The sequence below is a fragment of the Kribbella sp. NPDC049584 genome (assembly GCF_040675555.1).
GTDB lineage: Bacteria > Actinomycetota > Actinomycetes > Propionibacteriales > Kribbellaceae > Kribbella.
This window is the reverse complement of record NZ_JBFAPF010000001.1, coordinates 1,285,097-1,301,661: the sequence shown is the minus strand read 5'-3', so window position 1 is coordinate 1,301,661 and position 16,565 is coordinate 1,285,097. Positions and strand designations below refer to the sequence as shown.

The window sequence follows — 16,565 nt, the reverse complement described above, 5'->3', positions numbered from 1 at the left end:
ACGGGGCAATACGCCGAACTGCGTATGGCCCGCGGGGTCCGGTCGCGGCAACCGTGGATGAGGGCGGTATCTCGCCGCCCGTTCTCGGGAAGGAACGACCATGAAACTACTGACTCGTCTGGCCGCACTGCTCGTCACGCTGGTCCTGTCCGCGGTGGCCTTGTCCGGTACGGCGTTCGCCATGGAGCCGCGTGATCCCTCGGGGCATTCACCCGTCGCCGCACCCACGAGTGCCCCGCCGTCGGACGTCGCACCATCGATCGTTCACGCGGTGGGACCGTCCACACTGCAGGTGATCGGCTTGATGCTGTGCGCGGCCGTCATCGCATCGATCCTGACCGCCTTCGTCCTGCATCGGCCCCGGATGCACGCGGGGCTCTCATGAGACTGCTGCCGCGGCGGGTCGCGTTGCTGGTCGGTGGAGCTTTGGTTCTGACCGGGGCGGGGTTGTCGCCACCGGCCCCCGCCAGTTCGGCCGGGGCGAGTTCGGCCAATGCTGCGCCGGTGCTTGATTGGAGCCGGTACGCGACGCAGGCGATCGTTGCCGGTCGTCCGCCGGCCAGTTCGGAGGTGCTGCTCGGAATCGTGCACATCGCGATCGCGGACACAGTGGCCGGGCTGGGATACGGCCGGCCGTTCAAGTTCGCCGTACGGCCGGATCATCGGGCGTCTCCCGCGGCGGCGGTTGCGACGGCGGCGTACGGCGTACTGCGGGCTCGCGTACCCAATGCCGCTGGGCTGGACTCGACGTACGCCGACTATCTGGCCGGCGTGCCGGCCGGGCGCGCGAAGGACCGCGGCGTGGCATTGGGGCGGTCGGTGGCGGCCGCAGTGCTGGCGTGGCGTGCGGGGGATGGGCTGGGCAACACCGTGCCGTATGTGCAGCGGACGCCGGGACCGGGTGTGTGGGAGCCGACGCTGCCGACACCGCCGGTGGACATCGTGCTGACTCAGGTCCGGCCGCTGGCGCTCAGGTATCGCGCGCAGTTCCGTCCGGACGGGCCGGATGCGCTGACGAGCAAGCGGTACGCACGGGACGTGGCTGAGGTCGCTTCGCTCGGCCAGAAGGACAGTACGACTCGGACTGCTCGGCAGACCGAGACGGCTCTGTTCTGGTCCGAGCAGACTGCGCAGCAGTGGAGTCGGACGCTGTTGCAACTGGCGGCTGACCGGCACCTGTCACTGTCTGGTGCGGCGCAGCTGCTTGCACTGGCACATGTGTCGGCCGGCGACTCGGTGATCGCGTGCTGGGATGCCAAGTTCCACTATCTGTCGTGGCGGCCGGTGCATGCTGTGCAGCGCGCGGACACCGATGGCAACCCGCGTACTCACGCCGATCCGAGCTGGCAGCCGCTGCTGAACGCGAACCATCCGGAGTACCCGTCCGGCCATGCCTGCTTCACGGCTGGCGTGACTACGGCGCTGCAGGCGTTCTTCCACACTTCACATGTGCGTGTGGGGGTGTCCAGCCTGGTCACCGGTACGACGCGTGTGTACCCGGACCTGTCCGCCGTACGGAGCGACGTACGGGAGGCTCGGATCGTCTCAGGGCTGCACTTGCGTCACTCGATGGTGGACGGCGACGTACTGGGCACTCAGGTTGCTGGCTGGATCAGCGCTCGGCACTGACCGCCAGAGCCGCCAGGCCGTGGTCGAGGATGCCCTTGACCACGGCCAGCGCGTAGGACTCGTCGGGACCGGTGATGGCCTGGTGGGACCAGCCGATGACGTCCTCGAAGGCTCTGACGTGGCGGTAGTAATGGATGGCGTCCTGGTCGATGGCGTGGGGGCCGTAGCCGTCGAGGAACGCTTCTAGTTGCGCCGGCGTGGTGGGGCCGACGGCGCCCATGCCGCCGAGCATGAACATCAGGTCCTGCTCGCGGGGCGCCAAGATGACGTCGTCCCAGTCGATGAGGTGGAGGTGCTCGTCGACCAGGACGTTGCCGAGGTGCGGGTCGCCGTGGCAGACCACCCGCGGGCCGGACGGCGCCGGCGGGCGGTTGGTTCTGAGGTCCGCGATGATGTGCTCGTATTGCTTCCACACCGCCGCCAGCTCCTCCTCGACCTCCCCCTCGGGCGTCTCGAGGCGCCTGCCGACCTCCTCCGCGATGGCCGGCGTCCGTACGTCGATGTGGCTGTGCTTCGGCAGGGCATCCCTCAGGCGCTCCGGCGGCTCCGAGTCGTGCACCCGCCGGATCAGCGCGCCGTACTCCGACCACTGCTGGTCCGTCAGCCCCGATTGAGCCGCGCGTACGCCGTCAATCCACGGCGTGATCGTCAGCCGCTTCTTCGCATGGACGGACCACAGGCCGCCCTCCGTGGTCCGGATCAGCTCCGGTACGCCGGGCAGCCCGCTGTCCGCCAGGAACGCCGCGACCTGGTGACCGGTGTTCGTCCCGGCGGCGCTCCACTTCACGGCGTACGTGTTGGTCGCCGTACCCGCCTTCCACACCTGCGCGGCGATATCAGCGCCGTACGCCACCGGTGTGAGCTCCACCACCTCGAGCCCGAAGTCCGCCAGCAGCCACTTCCGCAGCAACGTCTCACCCACGCCCGCCAGCATGCCCGGCAACCGTCGCGGGTGCGAACCGATTACCGGGCGTGGCGGGGTCGGCGGGTCAGCGGTAGTTGACGAACTGGACGGCGAAGTCGAGGTCCTGGCCCTTGATCAGGGCCTGCACCGCCTGCAGGTCGTCGCGGCTCTTGCTGGAGACGCGGAGCTCCTCGCCCTGGATCTGCGCCTTGACGCCCTTCGGGCCCTCGTCGCGGATCAGCTTGGACAGCTTCTTCGCGTTCTCCTGCGTGATGCCGGCGTCGATCGTGGCGGTGATCTTGTAGATCTTCCCGGACAGCTTCGGCTCGTCCGCGTCCAGCCCCTTGAGCGAGATCTGCCGCTTGACCAGCTTGTCCTTGAACACGTCCAGCACGGCGCTCACCCGCTCCTCGGTGTTCGCCTGCATGTCGATCGACTCACCGGACCACTTGATCCCGGCGTCCACGTTCTTGAAGTCGAACCGCTGGCTGATCTCCTTCGCCGCCTGGTTCACGGCGTTGTCCACCTCCTGACGGTCCACCTTGTTCACGATGTCGAAGGAGGACTCCGAAGCCATGGGCACATCCTTTCCGATTTGCTGTCAGGGCCACTACCTGTTGTATCGTCTCCCACGCCGGTTCACGAACCGGCAGCACCCTGGCGGGTTGCCCGAGCGGCCAAAGGGAGCAGACTGTAAATCTGTCGGCGTATGCCTACGCAGGTTCGAACCCTGCACCCGCCACCAGCACCAAAAGAGCCTCTGACCTGCGGAAACGCAGACCAGAGGCTCTCTTGCTGTGTCCGGTTGTGTCCGGTTGTCACCGGAGATCTACGGCCGTTCCTGTCGAATACGTGTCGAAGTTCCGTCGGGACAGACTCAACGCCCACCGGACTGCTGGGCGCTCCTCGCACGTCCGGCGCCATGCCCGCGCAGGATCCGCCCTGTGTTGGGGTTGATCCGGGGCCGGGTGCAGGCAAGCGGCCGCTCGCGGGCGACTTCACCGCCTGGATGCCGATGCGACCGGGATACGTCAGAATCAGCGCATGCAGGGGGTTGAGATCTGGAACCAGATCAATGAATCGGCTCGGGTCGTCGTATGGCCGGCCGTTGTTGTGCTCGGGCTCATCCTCTTCCGGACCAAGCTCGGTGACGTTGTCCAGCGACTCAGGGAAGCAGATACGCCAGTCGGAACGATGAAGTTCGATCCGAGTGAGCAGATTGCGGCCAACCAGGACATCTCGAAGTCGGCCGGCATCTTAGTGGAGACGGTGCGGGCTCAGATCGAAGAGGCCGCGCGGCCCTCGGATGAGACCGAGGACGCCGTTAGCGCAGTACCGACGACGGCGAGGCTGGAAGACCTCAAGAAGGATGTGGAAGCCGTGATCTCTGCGTCCTTCACGGCCGGATATGAGGCGGCACAGTACAACGAGTCCCACAACTGGCATCTCAAGGAGGGGCGTATCCCAAGTCCGCTTATCGAGTGGGAAGGGTCTGTGCCCCAGGTAGCGGGATACGAGGTCAGTACTCAGGATTATGTGTTGTCAAGTAGGGCTCTCGAAGCTTCGGCAGAAGGGGTGAGGCTAGCCGATCAGGCCCGCCGCGTTATCGATCAGGGTCTCGCCGAGATTGAGGAAAAGATCAAGGTGGCTCGGATGGAAGGAAACGAGGTGGAAGCGCAACGGCTTGAACGCGTTCTTGCGGCCAGTGAGCAGGATCGAGAGAGGTTGGATAGTGCCGCCGAAGCGATGCGAGACCATCTGAAGCGATTTGAGCAGTTTAAGCTCACTTTCCGCCGGCGTTCTGGCTAACACGAGTGAGGCTCGGCGAAGCAATCGGTGTAGGGAGGATTCTGCAGCCGCTAGACGACGCCATGATCTGCTGAGTCCGCCGAGCAGCAACATACAGGCTGCGATTGTCACAGCCCGGCCAACAGGGGGAAGATGACCACAATCAACTGGGAACGCGAGTCTGGTGAGAAGGTCGAGGATTTCGTCGCCGCGATGCTCCTTCTCGGACGTCCGCGCGGAAATCAAATAACACCATCTCGTGGCGACAAAGGCATTGATATTCGCATCTGGAATGATGAGGCGAGCGCATGGGATGTGTATCAGGTCAAGCGCTATTCGCGGCCGCTAGCTTCCCGTGAGGTTGCCAGCGTCGAAGAGTCATGGAAGACCTTCGTGGAAAAGTCCCTGCCCAGGATGCCCGTGCACTCCTGGAACCTTGTGATGCCTTGGGACCCAACGAATGATCGCTTGCAATGGCTCGAAGAACTGACCAGTTCCGCTGGCCTTGATCATGTTGGTTGGCTTGGGCGCAAGCAGTTGGACGGGATGGCTGCCGGGAACCCGCGTCTCGTGGATTACTACTTTGGCGATGGTGCGACGAGGGTAATCGAATTGATGACCCTCGCGACCAATGCTGGTAAGGCTCTGCCGTCATCGGGTGATTCGAAATCCGATCTACTCGAAGCCGTCAAAGATAGGCACCGCTCATTGGCGGCGGCTCTGAACGAGATTGACCCGTTTTATCGATATGAGTTCGAGATTCGTGCGGGGAAGCTGTCCGAGGTGCCGTGGATGCAGGACGTTGATTCTTCAAGGTCAGTTGCATGGATCCAATACGAGCAGCTCGACGACTCATACTATTCCATCTTGCGACTCATTCCACTGTCTGAACACTCGTTCCATTTTCGTCCGATCACCGGAACGCTGCAGCTTGAGGCTAAGCCTGGGACGGAGGAGCATACCGCGCTGCTCGACTTTTTCAACTTTGGAAAGCCAATAGATGGCGTCGCTGGTAGAGTTAAGGACCTGGTGGGTCCACCGGGGATTGATGGGGGCGGGGGTCGGCTCGGCAGAATCTCGTTCTTCCCTGCTTCGGGTCAAGATGAATACCCAGATCTCGAACTTCGGTTGGTATCTGCTGATGGTGCGGAGATTCTGAGGTCGATTGATCTTGAGGGCGTAACGGTCATGGGCGCGGTCGATTCAACGACCGGTGGGATCTTCCTCGCCGCAAAGGATCCGTCGAGCCTCTTGACGGTCGAGGTAACGACTGGCGCGGTCGGCAAGGAAGCTCGGATCCACATACAAGTGGCCCCGGTGGCGGCGAAGGCGCCCGGCGTCATTCATGATTCGGTGCAGTTCCTTGCGAGCATTACTGATGAGACCGGTCTACAGATTGCAATCCGCGATGGAAAGCCACTCACGGCTATCTGGCAAACGCACAAGGTGGACGTTGATAAGTGGGGGCCACTTCTGAAGGTGATTGAGGCGCTGCGGGAGATTCAGCGGCATACCTTCGAACGTATAACGATGCCTGACCTCGATGCCGTCGATGAGGTCTACCTGCAAAGGCTCGCCAGGACTGCTAAATTGCTTCAGGGAGAAACTCTGGAGGAGAAATGGAGGGAGCTTCCACTTACATACAATGGGACGACTGAAGCGTCATTGACGCATGAGCAGTTCCAGGTTGCTTTCTCTCGTCCGCTGACTTTCCCCATCAATGGCCGGGAAATTGAGCTTGATATGCAGGTCCGGTATCATCTGCCTACTGCCCGACTCGCTGCTCCCCTAGAATCTGGCGCTCTCCGGGCAGGCGACTCGATTCGTCTGGTGCCTGGTGACAGCGACGTTGTGCTCGTCACTGCTGTTCCGGTCGAACCGGAGGGGGCGCTTGCTGGCGAGTCGATTGCGGGAGAAGGGACTCAAGTATGAGCGAACCGGCGAGGCCGGCCGACCTGACGCGCGACGACTTCGCCGCAATTGGCGAGGTGATTGTCCACGCGGCGGCACTGGAGAACATGCTGGTTGTGCTCGCATCCGTACTTCTGTGGCACAAAGGCGGTGAGGACGGGCAAGCCCCAACAGTGGTTCGCGACGAGATCCGGGACCGCTTGCTGGGGGAGAGCGGAGGCGCAGCGCTCGGCGTCTGCCGGAGGCTACAAGACGTCTTGGTGTCGGTAGCGAGTGCCGATTTCCTTCACGGACTTTGGGACGACTGTGCTGGCCTCATTGAACGGCGCAACGCCGTCGCACACAGCTTCTGGATGCGTGCACCTGATGGCCGCATCGAAGCGACGCGCGCCCTGCCGAAGCGTAAACGGGCCAACTTGGCCGAGTACCAGACAGTCGGTGGGACGCTGGACGAGATGGGCGGGCTGCGGGACCAGTTCGCTGATGCCATATCCGACATCAAGCAATTGCTCGATCAGCGATGGCCCGGCAACTGGCCAGAGGTGGCGGCCTTCTCTCTGAGGGAACCGTCACCGGGATCCGCGAAGCGTTTACACAAGCGCTCATCTGGATAGATCGCCGCAGCGCCACGTCCGCACAGTGTGATGCCTGCTGAGGCCGTGATTCGGCGCCCTCCGGCCCCGATCGTGCCTTCACGTCGTCCACGAACAGCGTTTGCCTGGTCAGAGGGCAGGTTGAGGGGTGGGCTGTAAAGAACCACTCTTGGACGCTCGCCATGGTTCGGCGACTCTGCCAGCATCTCCCGCATGAGATTGAATCCAGGTGTCACGCTGGCGTACGCCGACGACGTACTCAGACGGGCGGAGTTGGAGTTCCGCAACGCTCTAGGTTCGCAGGACTTCCATGGTGACTACATCAACGCTGTCTACCGCACCTATTCGACTCTCAAGGTGGCCTTTGCGGCGCCAGATCTGGGCGGTGGTCTGCATTCCGTGGCCTATTGGAATCTGATGAAGATCGGCCGGGATCGCGCGGCATTCACAGGCCCGATCCAAGATCCGGATCATGCAGCCAACGTCATGCGTGCGGTGAGCGCGGAGAACTATGCGCTCAGGACCGAGCTAGAGACCCAGGTGAGGGCACTGGAGGAGGCGCGAGCGGAGTTTGGTGCGCTCGAGAAGCTGGCGGCCAGGCCCGGCCTCCCCGTCGTCTACGACACAAACATGCTGAACCATTGGCGGCAGCCCGGCGACATTCTGTGGCGCGAAGTCTTGCGCGATCAAGGCGAGGACACTCGGGTCGTCCGACTCGTCGTTCCACTCCAGGTGATTGACGAGCTGGATCGGCAGAAGTACGGCGAGGGCGAGCTGGCTAAGAGGGCAGCTACGGCGATCCGCTATCTGGAGCGTGTTCTAGATGGGACTCCACCTGGCGAGGCGGTAGAGCTCCGGCCAGGAGTCTCCTTGGAGGTTTGGGTAGACACGGACGACCGCGGTTCCGACGTCGACCTCGCGATCTTGCGGTGCGCGGGAGATCTGGCTGGCCTCTGTCCGGACACCGGGGCTCGCGTCCTGACTAACGACTTTGGCATGCGACTGCGAGCACGCCAGATGGGCCTGACACCAGTGAGATTGCCGGACGACCATCGCAAGGCAAGCCCACCAGCCGCAGGCAAGCCTGCGGCTGCGAAGAAGAGGCGGTGGGCGATCTCGTGGTGGCGCTGCAGCCCGTAGCCCCACGGACAGGTAGTGCCGGCGGCCAGCGAAGACGATTCTTGGGGGACGCAGCGCCGCTTTCGCTAGTTGAGGGCTACCTCGATGCCGCTTGTCGAGGTCGTGTCGACGATGCCGCCAGGTTGGCTGTCTTCCGAGGTGAACGGCGGCCAACGCGGTCTCTGTAAATCTGTCGGCGTATGCCTACGCAGGTTCGAACCCTGCACCCGCCACGAAGGCGATGGGCGAGGTGTGTCGCGCAATTCTTGCGCTGACCGCCTCGCCTTCGTCGTTTTGTGCGGCTGCGCTTCGCTTGCCGCGAGCGGGGGCTCCGCCACCCGCACCCCCTTGCGCCTTCGCTTCGCTCGGCTCCGTGGCTGGGGTGGGCAGTCAGCTCACCTGCTGGCTCAGGTTGGGCGGCCGCGGGGCCTTTGTTTCGCTCGGCTCCGGGGTTGAGTTGGGCGGTCAGCCCACCTGTTGGGTCAGGTTTGCGGTTGGCTGGGCCTTCGCTTCGCTCGGCGGCTGATAGTCGGCTAAGAAGATGGGGTTTGGGGCAATTTGGGTGGGGTGGGGTGGTGATACTGGGGGAGACGGCCGGGTGGTCGTGGAGGAGTGTGGGTTATGAGCCTCATTGGTGCCCTGGTGGGGTACGTCTTGTCGGCCTTTATCTTGCTGTTGATTGTGCGGATGGTGCTGGACTGGACGGGGGTGTTGGCCGGCGGCCCGCAGTGGGTGGGGCGGGTTCGGGGGGTGACGCATGCTTGGACGGAGCCGGTGATTGCGCCGGTGCGGCGTCGGCTGCGGCCGGTGCGGGCCGGGGGGATGGCGTTCGATCTGGCGTTTACGGCGGTGTTTTTCGCGGCGCTGATTCTGCGGTCGATTGCTTTCAGTCTGTAGCTGTCGCCACGGCGGATTCGTATTCGACGGCTGTGATTCGGACGACCGCTCGGGGGAAATCGGCGTGGGCGTTCTCGGTCGGGGGGATTCTGGCGAGGACGGTTTCCATCGGGACGGGTCGGGTCCAGTGCTCGATGTGAGTCAGCTGTACGCCGTGGGTGGCGTCGGTCCACGCGGAGGCTAGTTCGGCGCGGCCGATGAAGACGCGGTACGGCGGGCCGAGGTACAGGAGGACCTGGTCGCCTGCCGTGAGGGCCTGGGCGTGTGGCTCGGCGGGGTCGACGGGCCAGCTGTTGGAGCGCAGGAAGGCCGCGGCCAGGTCGGGCAGGGATTGGCCGGTGGGCGGGTCCGTCTTCGTCAGGTTGAAGAGGTAGTGGGCCATGAGCGAGATCGTAACGGGCCTGATTCTCAGAATTCCGGAGTCGGTTGTCGGATCCGGGGCATGGCGTTCGTAGCGTGGGTAGAGGCGGACGCGGGGTCCGCTCTAGCTAAGGAGCAGGGCATGCCTGAGTACCTCATCTACTTCAACCAGCAGTGGGTGGGCGACCACACGCCGGAATGGTTCGGGCAGCGGGCGCCGTTGGCGAAGGCTGTGGTGGACGAGATGAAGACGGCGGGGGTGTATGTGTTCGCCGGCGGACTCGAGGAGGACGGACCGATCTACACCGCCGACCCGAACAGCGGTGACGTGCTGATCACCGACGGGCCGTACGTCGAGTCCAAGGAGTTCCTCGGCGGGCTCACCGTGGTGGACGTGCCCGACGACGAGGTCGCCAAGATGTGGGCCGGCAAGGTTGCCGAGGCCTGTGGGTGGCCGCAGGAGGTACGCCTGTTCGGACGCCATCCGGATGCGTAACTGAACCGCTAGGTCCAGGCCGCGGCGGAGGGGTAACTGGTCTACGGGTTGACCGGATGATGTCGTCAACGGTTAACCGAGGCGTTGCTCCGTACGTCGACGGTGGCGGAGTGAAATCTCCTCATCGTCTGGCGACCGGCAGCGTGGCCGCCGCGGCCGCTGCGTCCTTGTGGTCCCTTCCAGCGCTCGGGTACGCCGCCGACGCGCCGGCCGGCGGGCTCGCCCTGGTCAACACGACCGAGCGCGTCGGGCCCGGCATCGCGCTCGATCACGTGAAGAGCGTCGACCAGCGTGGCTGGATCGACGCGCAGTACCTGAGCATCGATCTTGCTGACAAGGCGGTCAGCACCGATCTGCTCACCTCCGGCCCGGTCGCATCCGGTGGCCCGCTGAGCGTCTCCGCCAACAAAGCCGGCGCGGTCGCGGGGGTCAACGGCGAGTTCTTCGACATCGGCAACAGCAACGCCGCCCTCGGCGGCGAGGTCCAGAACGGTCAGCTGATCAAGTCCGCCGACGCCGGCGGCCGCCAGCATGTCGGCGTCAGCAAGGACGGCATCGCGCAGCTGGTCGATCTGGCTGTGGATGCGACCGCCACGTTCGCGGGCGCCGACCACAAGGTGCTGACCCTCAACGCTGCGAACGGCGGCGGAGTCCCGGCGAACGGCCTGGTCGCCTACACGTCGGCCTGGGGTGAGTACAGCCGCGGCCGCGGATTCACCGGCGTCACCGATCTCGCCGAGGTGCTCGTCCAGAACAACAAGGTCGTGAGCGTGAGCCCGACGGCCGGCTCCGGCCCGATCCCGGCGGACGGCTTCTACCTCGTCGGCCGCGACGCGGCAGCGACCGAACTGCGGGCGCTGCAGCCGGGTGACGCGTTGACGCTGCACTACGAGCTCGCCAACGACGTCGCGAAGACGATGAAGTTCGCGCTCGGCCAGGGCGGGACGATCGTGAGCAAGGGCCAGGTCGTGCCCGGTCTCGACACGTCGATCGCCCCGCGGACCGCGCTCGGCTTCAAGAACGGCGGCCGCACCCTGGTTCTCGCCACCTGGGACGGCCCGGGCGGCACCGGCAAGGGCGGTATCGGCATCGACCGCGAGGCACAGGAACTCGCGGCTCGCGGCGTAGAGACCGCGGTCAACCTCGACGGCGGCGGTTCGACGACGATGGTCGCTCGTGCCCTCGGCGAGGACGGCGTCTCGGTCCGCAACAACCCGTCGGACGGCCAGGAGCGCAACGACCCGAACGGCGTCGGCGTCTTTGTCAGCCCGGGTGACGGCAAGGTCGACGAGCTGTTGCTGAAGCCGGGCGCGGGCCAGGCCGCCGCGGACGGCGGCCTCAAGGTCTTCCCGGGGATGCACCGCAGGCTCGCCGTGAAAGCTGTCGACAACCACCTGACCCCGGTCACGCCCGACCCGAAAAAGCTTGTGTGGAAGGCGAAGGGCGGCAGCATCAAGGATGGGTCACTCACCGCCGGTGCGCGCGGTCCGATCACGGTCAGTACGACGTACGGCAAAGTCCACGCCTCGCAGAAGGTCGACGTACTCGGGCCGCTGACGAGCTTGGAGCCGTCGACCGGCAAGCTGTCGATTCCTGACGCGACCGCCGCCGACGCCGTCAGCGTCGCGGTCACCGGCCGCGACGGACAGGGCTATACGGCGCCCGTCGACCCGCGCGACCTGAAGCTGGACTACGACCACACAGTGGTCGACGTACAGCCGGTCGACGGCAAGCTGAAGATCACGCCGCTGTCCAATGCCGGCACGATCCTCACGATGAGCGCCGCCGGCCACGAAGTGAAGCTGCCGATCACGGTCGGCGTACAGACGAAGGTCGTCTACGAGTTCGACGACGACGTAATCAGCCGGTGGACCAACAACAGTACGGCGGCCACCACCCGCTCGGTCGATCCCGACGGGCTGCGCATCGACTTCCCCGCGATGCGGAACGTCGGCATCTCGGCCGTCGGCGCCGCGAACCGGATCCAGGTCCCGGGGCAGCCGCTGCGGCTGCGGCTGCGGATCAAGTCGAGCATCGACGTGCCGAGCGGGCTCGACTACCTCGGTCTCATCGACGGGAACGGCAAGTCCCTCGGCGTGTACGGCCCGGGCCTGAAGGCGAGCCCGGACTACCAGACGATCACCTGGACGCTGCCGGCGAACACGGTGTACCCGATCGCGATCTCGTCGTTTCAGGGGATCAACACCGCGGTCGCCCAGCAGAAGGCGGGCACGTTCGTCCTGGATCGGTTCGAGGCCGACGTACCCACGTCGGTCGACCTGCCGGCCCAGCCCGATCTGGTCGCCGACCCGCTCATCTCGGCCGACGGCAGCCTGCCCGGCGGGCACGACACCTGGAAGTTCGCGACGCTGTCGGACGTCCAGTTCACCGCCGACAACCCGGCCCTGTCGCAGGTCGCGACGGCGGCGCTCGCCCGGATCCGTAAGACGAAACCGGACCTGGTCGTCCTGAACGGCGACATCACCGACCGTGGGCTGCCGGAGGATCTGTCGCTCGCGCGCAAGGTGCTCACCGACGCGGGTTGCGACCTGATCCCGGTCGGTCAGGAGCCGCCGCCCAACAGCACGCCGCACGGTTCGACGGTCCCGTGCTACTACGTGCCGGGCAACCACGAGTCCTATGGGCTCAACAACGTCCAGCAGGATCTGACCAACTTCACCAAGGAGTTCGGTCAGCCGTACCGGACGTTCGACCACAAGGGCACCCGCTTCATCCTGCTCGCCAGCTCGCTCGGCACCCTGCGTACGTCGGCATGGGACCAGCTCCCGATGCTGAAGGTCGCGCTGGACACGGCCGCCCGCGACAAGTCGATCCACAATGTGATGGTCTTCGCGCACCACCCGGTCGACGACCCGGAGGAGACCAAGGCCAGCCAGCTCGGTGACCGCGACGAGGTCGCGCTGATCGAGAAGATGCTGACCGACTTCCGCGGCAAGACCGACAAGGGCGCCGCCATGGTCGGCTCGCACGCGCAGGTCGCCAACGTGCACCGGGTCGAGGGCGTGCCGTACACGGTGCTCCCGTCGTCCGGAAAAGACCCGTACGGTACGCCGGACCGCGGCGGCTTCACGGGATGGGTCGACTGGTCGGTCGACGTGCACAAACCCGCCGACCAGCAGTGGCTCGAGGCAGACGTTCGGGCGTTCGCGCAGTCGATCACGCTCAACGCGCCGACCTCGCTGCCGGCCGGAACGTCCGCCCAGCTCAACGGCAGCATCGTGCAGCCGGAGGGCGTCGGCGCCGGTACTCGCGTCGTACCGCTGCGCTACCCGATGTCGGTGCACTGGAGCGGCTCGTCCGGTCTCGCCATCGGCTCCGGATCAGACGCGATCAAGAAGGCGCGGAACGCCGGGAAGGTCGCCGTACTGGATCCGGTAACCCGGACTCTGACCGCGCTGCGTCCGGGCACCGTCGCCGTGTCGGTCACGAACGACTCGATGCGTGCGTACTCCGGTGAGGCGTCGCTCGCGCCGATCACGACCGCAACCACGATCAAAGTGGTTCGCTGATCCAAGCAACTACCGAGGCCCGGCCGGGAACGCCCCCGGCCGGGCCTCGGCCTGTCGGGAAGGCCTGGGGAATAGGGTCTGCTTGGGCGGGAGTTGTCGGTTATGACGGAATGTCCGAGCGAGGAGAGCAATGAAACCCACTGAGTTCGTGAAGGTGAACGCGCAGTTCTGGGGGGAACACCTGAAGGAGGCGGCCGGGCACCTGCCGGTGAGCCACCGGGGTGAGCTGCCCGGGCCGATGCTGTTCCCGCGGATGATGGTGCTGACCGAGACGCCGGACTGGAACATCCTCGAGCTGGTCGGACTGAGCCGCGAGTACCGGAGCCCCGAAGTACGGCGGCAGAAGCGGGCAAGCGTCGAGGAGTACTTCGGCGTCGGCGACGGTGGCACCGTGGTGGCGAACCTCGAAGGGCAGAACTGGTTCAAGGACGCGACGATCGCGACCGAGACCGGCCGGAACTCGCTGGACAAGCGGTTCCCGACGGCCGTGAACATGCTCGGGAACGAGCTGGTCGGTCCGGCGGACGAGCTGTTGCGGTTCGCGCCCGGCAACTACTCGACGTTCGACCGGACGCTGCTCGTGCACGGCGGCGGCGACTCGCTGCGCGCGCACTGGGTGTTCTTCGCACTCGCGATCCACCGCTCGGAGCCGGTCGACAAGTACCTGGACTTCCTGCGGAACTACTCCAACTCCCAGCCGCACCTCGACCCGATCGGCACGATCAGCCTGCCGGTCGACCCGGCCGAGCTGAAGGCGGACGCGTTCGCGAGCACCTACCTCGCGCACGGTCTGCAGGATTCGACCGTCGACGAGTTCCTCGGCAAGCACGAGAGCATCCTGCTGTCGGCGTTCGGCGCGACCCGGTTGCTCCGGCAGCCGTCGCTCGACGACCTGCAGCCCGACTTCATCCTCGAGCGCGCCGACGGCCGTCACATCGTCGGCCGTCTCGAGCTCCCGGTCGTCGACGTGGTCAACGGCAAGAAGCGCCGCCGCTCCTTCCGGGTACCGGTCCTCGAAAACGCGGCCGAGCTCGAGCGCTACACGGAGTACCTCAGCACCGCGGACAACCGCTCCCAGGTGAAGTCGAAGTACGACGTCGACGTCGCCGACCCGCGGCAGCTGCTGATCGTGCCGAGCCACGAGACGGTGGTGCCCGCGGTGGGTGTGGAGATCGTGGACTACGACACGATCCTGCGCCTGCACCTGGCCGGCAAGTGACGCAGTACTTCGTCTACGGCCGCGATCGTGCCGGCGCCGGTGAACTGAAGGGCCGGCTGACCGAGGAGCACTGGGCCTTCATGGACCGGTACGCCAAGGAGCTGATCGCCCGCGGCCCGACCCTCACCGAGGACCGGGAGGAATCGACCGGCAGTCTGCACATCGTCGACCTCCCGGACGACGAGGCACTGAAGATCTTCGCGTACGACGAGCCGTACTACGTCGGTGGCGCCTTCGACACGGTCGAGCTGTACCGCTTCCGCAACCTCACCGGGCGCACGATGTGGGAGTTCACGACCGCCGTCGAGGGCCTCGGCCGCTACCTGGTCCTCACCAAGGACGGCCCGCGACCGCTGACGTCGGACCACCTCATCGTGTACGGCGACCTGCTCGACGGCGACATCCACGTGGGGCGGGCGGCCCTCGTCGAGGCGCCCGACGCCGCGGCCGCCGCCGTACTGGTCCAGGCCGAGAACCCCGAAGTACATCCGTGGGAGTTCGGCGGCAGGCGGTAAAAATTGGTGCCGAGCGGACCGTGACCGCGGTCAGCACCAGCTACATCGACGCCAAGTCCGGGCAGAACGTGTACGTCCACCACGCCCGGATCAGCCGGCTGCGCGCGGGCAACGAGTACGTGTAGGCCGCCGTACACGAAGGAGCCGAGGCCGAGTTCGGGACCTTCCACACCGCGCCGAAAGGCCGGGCCAAGTTCACCTTCACCAGCTTCGGGGATCAGGGCACGCCGACGCTCGGCAAGCCAACCTGGCCGACGACCGCGTGCGCAACGCCGCCCACCCGTACGGCTTTGCAGCCTTCACAGTCGACCCCGGTCACCCCGGCGGCCAGACCACGATGGCGGTCACGTACTACGACGTACTCGGGTCCGGCGGGGAGCTGTCGGAGTTCGAGTCGTTCACTCTGAAGCGACTGCGCCGCGGCTGATCAGGCAATCCACGACAGCCTGGGCGACGCGCCGACCGTCGGCCGACGCGTCGCCCAGGCCGCAGGTGGAATGGGTCAGGCCGTCGAACTCGAGGTACGTGAAGCCGATGCCTTCGAGCACCGGCTTGAGCTTGCGAAGCCGGCGGATCGCTGGGTCCTCGGTGCCGAGGTACGCGATCTTCGTGCCGGAATAGAGCCGGAGTTCGTGATGCCAGTCGTACGAGCGATAGCTCCGCCAGAACTCCAGCGCGGGCCGGGGGAGTCGCGGCTCACGCTCCATCCGCCGCATCTCGCCGTCGGTCGGGAAGCCGATCGGTGGGACTCCACCCATAACGAGCGCGGTCGCGCGATCCGTTGACCGGGCGGCGATCGGCGGACATACAGGCGGGCTGCGAGAAGCCCCAGATGGCGAACTGATCGATGCCGTCCCGGTCGAGGACTGTGAGCACCTGGTCGCCGATGCTGCCGAAGTCGTAGTCGTCCGGGCGGTCGCTGGCGCCGAACCCGACCGGGTGGATCTGCAGCACCCGGAACCGTTGGGCGAGCATGTCGGCGACGGGGTAGTCCAGTGGGCGACGGTTGTTCTTCATCAGCACGAGCGCCGGGCCGGAACCGCTTGCTCTGTAGGCGATGCGCGCGCCGGCCAACTCGGCGTACTGGTAGGTCATTGGGCGAGGATCGACTGCAGGGCCTTGGTGAGGGTTGTGCGGGTGGCGGCGGGGAGCTCGGAGGTGAGGTCCTGGATGCGGTCGACGACGGCGTCGTGACACTGGTGGGCGAGGTCCTTGCCGGCGGCCGTGAGCTCGATGCGGCAGGCGCGGCGATCGGTGGGGTTGGCGACGCGGGCGACGAGGTCGCGGCGTTCGAGACGGTCGACCATGCTCGTCAGGCTCGAGCGCTCGATGCTCAGGATCCGGCTGAGCTCGGTCATGCCGAGCGGGCCGGAGATCAGCACGCACAGCAGATGGGCCTGCTGCGGGGTCAGGCCGAGCGGCCGGCTCGTCTCGGCGTGCAGGTCCTGCAGCCGGTGCATCGTCTGGACCAGCGCACTCGCGAGGTCGGAATCCCGAGCCGTCGTCGTCACCATGACCCCATGATAGTCCGGTCGCCTAATAGTTTGCTGTTCTAATCATTCGTGGTACTACTAGTTAGGACAGCGAACTATCTGAGGGAGTCG

Annotated in this window: 18 protein-coding genes and 1 tRNA gene; 13 read left to right on the top strand and 6 right to left on the bottom strand. The window is 65.7% G+C overall.

Features of this window, described 5'->3' with window-relative positions:
* The first annotated feature begins 100 nt into the window (after nt 1-100).
* A complete protein-coding gene (locus AB0J62_RS06535) occupies nt 101-385 on the top strand; it encodes a hypothetical protein (protein WP_363865056.1) in 285 nt (94 codons plus the stop codon).
* Complete coding sequence (locus tag AB0J62_RS06530; RefSeq protein WP_363865054.1) at nt 382-1,629, top strand: vanadium-dependent haloperoxidase; 1,248 nt, start codon at nt 382-384, stop codon at nt 1,627-1,629. The genes AB0J62_RS06535 and AB0J62_RS06530 overlap by 4 nt, the downstream gene beginning before the upstream one ends.
* Here AB0J62_RS06530 and AB0J62_RS06525 read toward each other — a convergent pair.
* Nucleotides 1,613-2,551 carry a phosphotransferase gene (locus tag AB0J62_RS06525; RefSeq protein ID WP_363865052.1) on the bottom strand — a complete coding sequence of 313 codons (939 nt, stop codon included), beginning with the start codon at nt 2,549-2,551 and terminating at the stop codon, nt 1,613-1,615. The genes AB0J62_RS06530 and AB0J62_RS06525 overlap by 17 nt on opposite strands.
* Nucleotides 2,552-2,618: 67 nt before the next feature.
* Nucleotides 2,619-3,110, bottom strand: a complete 492-nt coding sequence (locus AB0J62_RS06520; protein WP_363865050.1) for a YajQ family cyclic di-GMP-binding protein — start codon at nt 3,108-3,110, stop codon at nt 2,619-2,621.
* Nucleotides 3,111-3,192: 82 nt separating this feature from the next.
* Between AB0J62_RS06520 and AB0J62_RS06515 the strand changes: the two genes are divergently transcribed.
* The 6 genes from AB0J62_RS06515 (at nt 3,193) to AB0J62_RS06490 (ending at nt 8,841) form a co-directional block, all read left to right on the top strand.
* Nucleotides 3,193-3,278 (top strand) — tRNA-Tyr (locus tag AB0J62_RS06515).
* Nucleotides 3,279-3,577: 299 nt separating this feature from the next.
* Nucleotides 3,578-4,342 carry a hypothetical protein gene (locus AB0J62_RS06510; protein ID WP_363865048.1) on the top strand — a complete coding sequence of 255 codons (765 nt, stop codon included), beginning with the start codon at nt 3,578-3,580 and terminating at the stop codon, nt 4,340-4,342.
* 132 nt (nt 4,343-4,474) lie between these two features.
* Entirely contained in the window at nt 4,475-6,253 is a 1,779-nt protein-coding gene (locus tag AB0J62_RS06505; RefSeq protein WP_363865046.1) for a hypothetical protein, read from the top strand.
* Nucleotides 6,250-6,846, top strand: a complete 597-nt coding sequence (locus AB0J62_RS06500) for a hypothetical protein (protein WP_363865044.1) — start codon at nt 6,250-6,252, stop codon at nt 6,844-6,846. The genes AB0J62_RS06505 and AB0J62_RS06500 overlap by 4 nt, the downstream gene beginning before the upstream one ends.
* A 192-nt stretch (nt 6,847-7,038) precedes the next feature.
* On the top strand, nt 7,039-7,965 hold the full coding sequence (locus AB0J62_RS06495; RefSeq protein WP_363865042.1) for a PIN domain-containing protein: 927 nt from the start codon (nt 7,039-7,041) through the stop codon (nt 7,963-7,965).
* A 600-nt stretch (nt 7,966-8,565) separates the two neighbouring features.
* On the top strand, nt 8,566-8,841 hold the full coding sequence (locus tag AB0J62_RS06490) for a YggT family protein (protein WP_363865040.1): 276 nt from the start codon (nt 8,566-8,568) through the stop codon (nt 8,839-8,841).
* On the opposite strand, the gene AB0J62_RS06485 is transcribed toward AB0J62_RS06490, so the two are convergent.
* Nucleotides 8,831-9,223, bottom strand: a complete 393-nt coding sequence (locus AB0J62_RS06485; RefSeq protein ID WP_363865038.1) for a hypothetical protein — start codon at nt 9,221-9,223, stop codon at nt 8,831-8,833. The two genes, AB0J62_RS06490 and AB0J62_RS06485, sit on opposite strands and share 11 nt — an antisense overlap.
* Before the next feature lie 120 nt (nt 9,224-9,343).
* Between AB0J62_RS06485 and AB0J62_RS06480 the strand changes: the two genes are divergently transcribed.
* The 5 genes from AB0J62_RS06480 (at nt 9,344) to AB0J62_RS06460 (ending at nt 15,388) form a co-directional block, all read left to right on the top strand.
* A complete protein-coding gene (locus AB0J62_RS06480; RefSeq protein WP_363865036.1) occupies nt 9,344-9,697 on the top strand; it encodes a YciI family protein in 354 nt (117 codons plus the stop codon).
* Between the two features lie 110 nt (nt 9,698-9,807).
* Nucleotides 9,808-13,227, top strand: coding sequence for a phosphodiester glycosidase family protein (locus tag AB0J62_RS06475; RefSeq protein ID WP_363865034.1), 3,420 nt, complete (start codon nt 9,808-9,810; stop codon nt 13,225-13,227).
* Nucleotides 13,228-13,357: 130 nt separating this feature from the next.
* Nucleotides 13,358-14,446 (top strand): hypothetical protein, encoded by a 1,089-nt coding sequence (locus tag AB0J62_RS06470; protein ID WP_363865032.1) that lies wholly within the window; start codon nt 13,358-13,360, stop codon nt 14,444-14,446.
* The gene (locus tag AB0J62_RS06465; RefSeq protein ID WP_363865030.1) at nt 14,443-14,961 is read left to right on the top strand and encodes a YciI family protein; all 519 of its coding nucleotides are present in this window, start codon (nt 14,443-14,445) and stop codon (nt 14,959-14,961) included. The genes AB0J62_RS06470 and AB0J62_RS06465 overlap by 4 nt, the downstream gene beginning before the upstream one ends.
* A gap of 262 nt (nt 14,962-15,223) precedes the next feature.
* Nucleotides 15,224-15,388: a hypothetical protein gene (locus tag AB0J62_RS06460; RefSeq protein WP_363865028.1), complete on the top strand. Its 165-nt coding sequence runs from the start codon at nt 15,224-15,226 to the stop codon at nt 15,386-15,388.
* Here the strand turns inward: AB0J62_RS06460 and AB0J62_RS06455 are convergent.
* From AB0J62_RS06455 to AB0J62_RS06445, 3 genes are read right to left on the bottom strand one after another with little or no spacing between them, the layout of a single operon-like run.
* On the bottom strand, nt 15,360-15,668 hold the full coding sequence (locus tag AB0J62_RS06455; RefSeq protein ID WP_363865026.1) for a hypothetical protein: 309 nt from the start codon (nt 15,666-15,668) through the stop codon (nt 15,360-15,362). The genes AB0J62_RS06460 and AB0J62_RS06455 overlap by 29 nt on opposite strands.
* Nucleotides 15,658-16,056, bottom strand: coding sequence for an alpha/beta fold hydrolase (locus AB0J62_RS06450; protein ID WP_363865024.1), 399 nt, complete (start codon nt 16,054-16,056; stop codon nt 15,658-15,660). The genes AB0J62_RS06455 and AB0J62_RS06450 overlap by 11 nt, the downstream gene beginning before the upstream one ends.
* The gene (locus tag AB0J62_RS06445; RefSeq protein WP_363865022.1) at nt 16,053-16,475 is read right to left on the bottom strand and encodes a MarR family transcriptional regulator; all 423 of its coding nucleotides are present in this window, start codon (nt 16,473-16,475) and stop codon (nt 16,053-16,055) included. Before AB0J62_RS06445 ends, AB0J62_RS06450 begins: the two co-directional genes overlap by 4 nt.
* Between the last annotated feature and the right edge of the window lie 90 nt (nt 16,476-16,565).

Excerpts from the sequence above, each read along its gene's own strand:
- AB0J62_RS06535 (WP_363865056.1), top strand. The coding sequence starts at position 101 with ATGAAACTACTGACTCGTCTGGCCGCACTGCTCGTCACGCTGGTCCTG.
- AB0J62_RS06530 (WP_363865054.1), top strand. The coding sequence starts at position 382 with ATGAGACTGCTGCCGCGGCGGGTCGCGTTGCTGGTCGGTGGAGCTTTG.
- AB0J62_RS06520 (WP_363865050.1), bottom strand. The coding sequence starts at position 3,110 with ATGGCTTCGGAGTCCTCCTTCGACATCGTGAACAAGGTGGACCGTCAG.
- AB0J62_RS06510 (WP_363865048.1), top strand. The coding sequence starts at position 3,578 with ATGCAGGGGGTTGAGATCTGGAACCAGATCAATGAATCGGCTCGGGTC.
- AB0J62_RS06505 (WP_363865046.1), top strand. The coding sequence starts at position 4,475 with ATGACCACAATCAACTGGGAACGCGAGTCTGGTGAGAAGGTCGAGGAT.
- AB0J62_RS06500 (WP_363865044.1), top strand. The coding sequence starts at position 6,250 with ATGAGCGAACCGGCGAGGCCGGCCGACCTGACGCGCGACGACTTCGCC.
- AB0J62_RS06495 (WP_363865042.1), top strand. The coding sequence starts at position 7,039 with ATGAGATTGAATCCAGGTGTCACGCTGGCGTACGCCGACGACGTACTC.
- AB0J62_RS06490 (WP_363865040.1), top strand. The coding sequence starts at position 8,566 with ATGAGCCTCATTGGTGCCCTGGTGGGGTACGTCTTGTCGGCCTTTATC.
- AB0J62_RS06485 (WP_363865038.1), bottom strand. The coding sequence starts at position 9,223 with ATGGCCCACTACCTCTTCAACCTGACGAAGACGGACCCGCCCACCGGC.
- AB0J62_RS06480 (WP_363865036.1), top strand. The coding sequence starts at position 9,344 with ATGCCTGAGTACCTCATCTACTTCAACCAGCAGTGGGTGGGCGACCAC.
- AB0J62_RS06470 (WP_363865032.1), top strand. The coding sequence starts at position 13,358 with ATGAAACCCACTGAGTTCGTGAAGGTGAACGCGCAGTTCTGGGGGGAA.
- AB0J62_RS06455 (WP_363865026.1), bottom strand. The coding sequence starts at position 15,668 with ATGGAGCGTGAGCCGCGACTCCCCCGGCCCGCGCTGGAGTTCTGGCGG.
- AB0J62_RS06450 (WP_363865024.1), bottom strand. The coding sequence starts at position 16,056 with ATGACCTACCAGTACGCCGAGTTGGCCGGCGCGCGCATCGCCTACAGA.
- AB0J62_RS06445 (WP_363865022.1), bottom strand. The coding sequence starts at position 16,475 with ATGGTGACGACGACGGCTCGGGATTCCGACCTCGCGAGTGCGCTGGTC.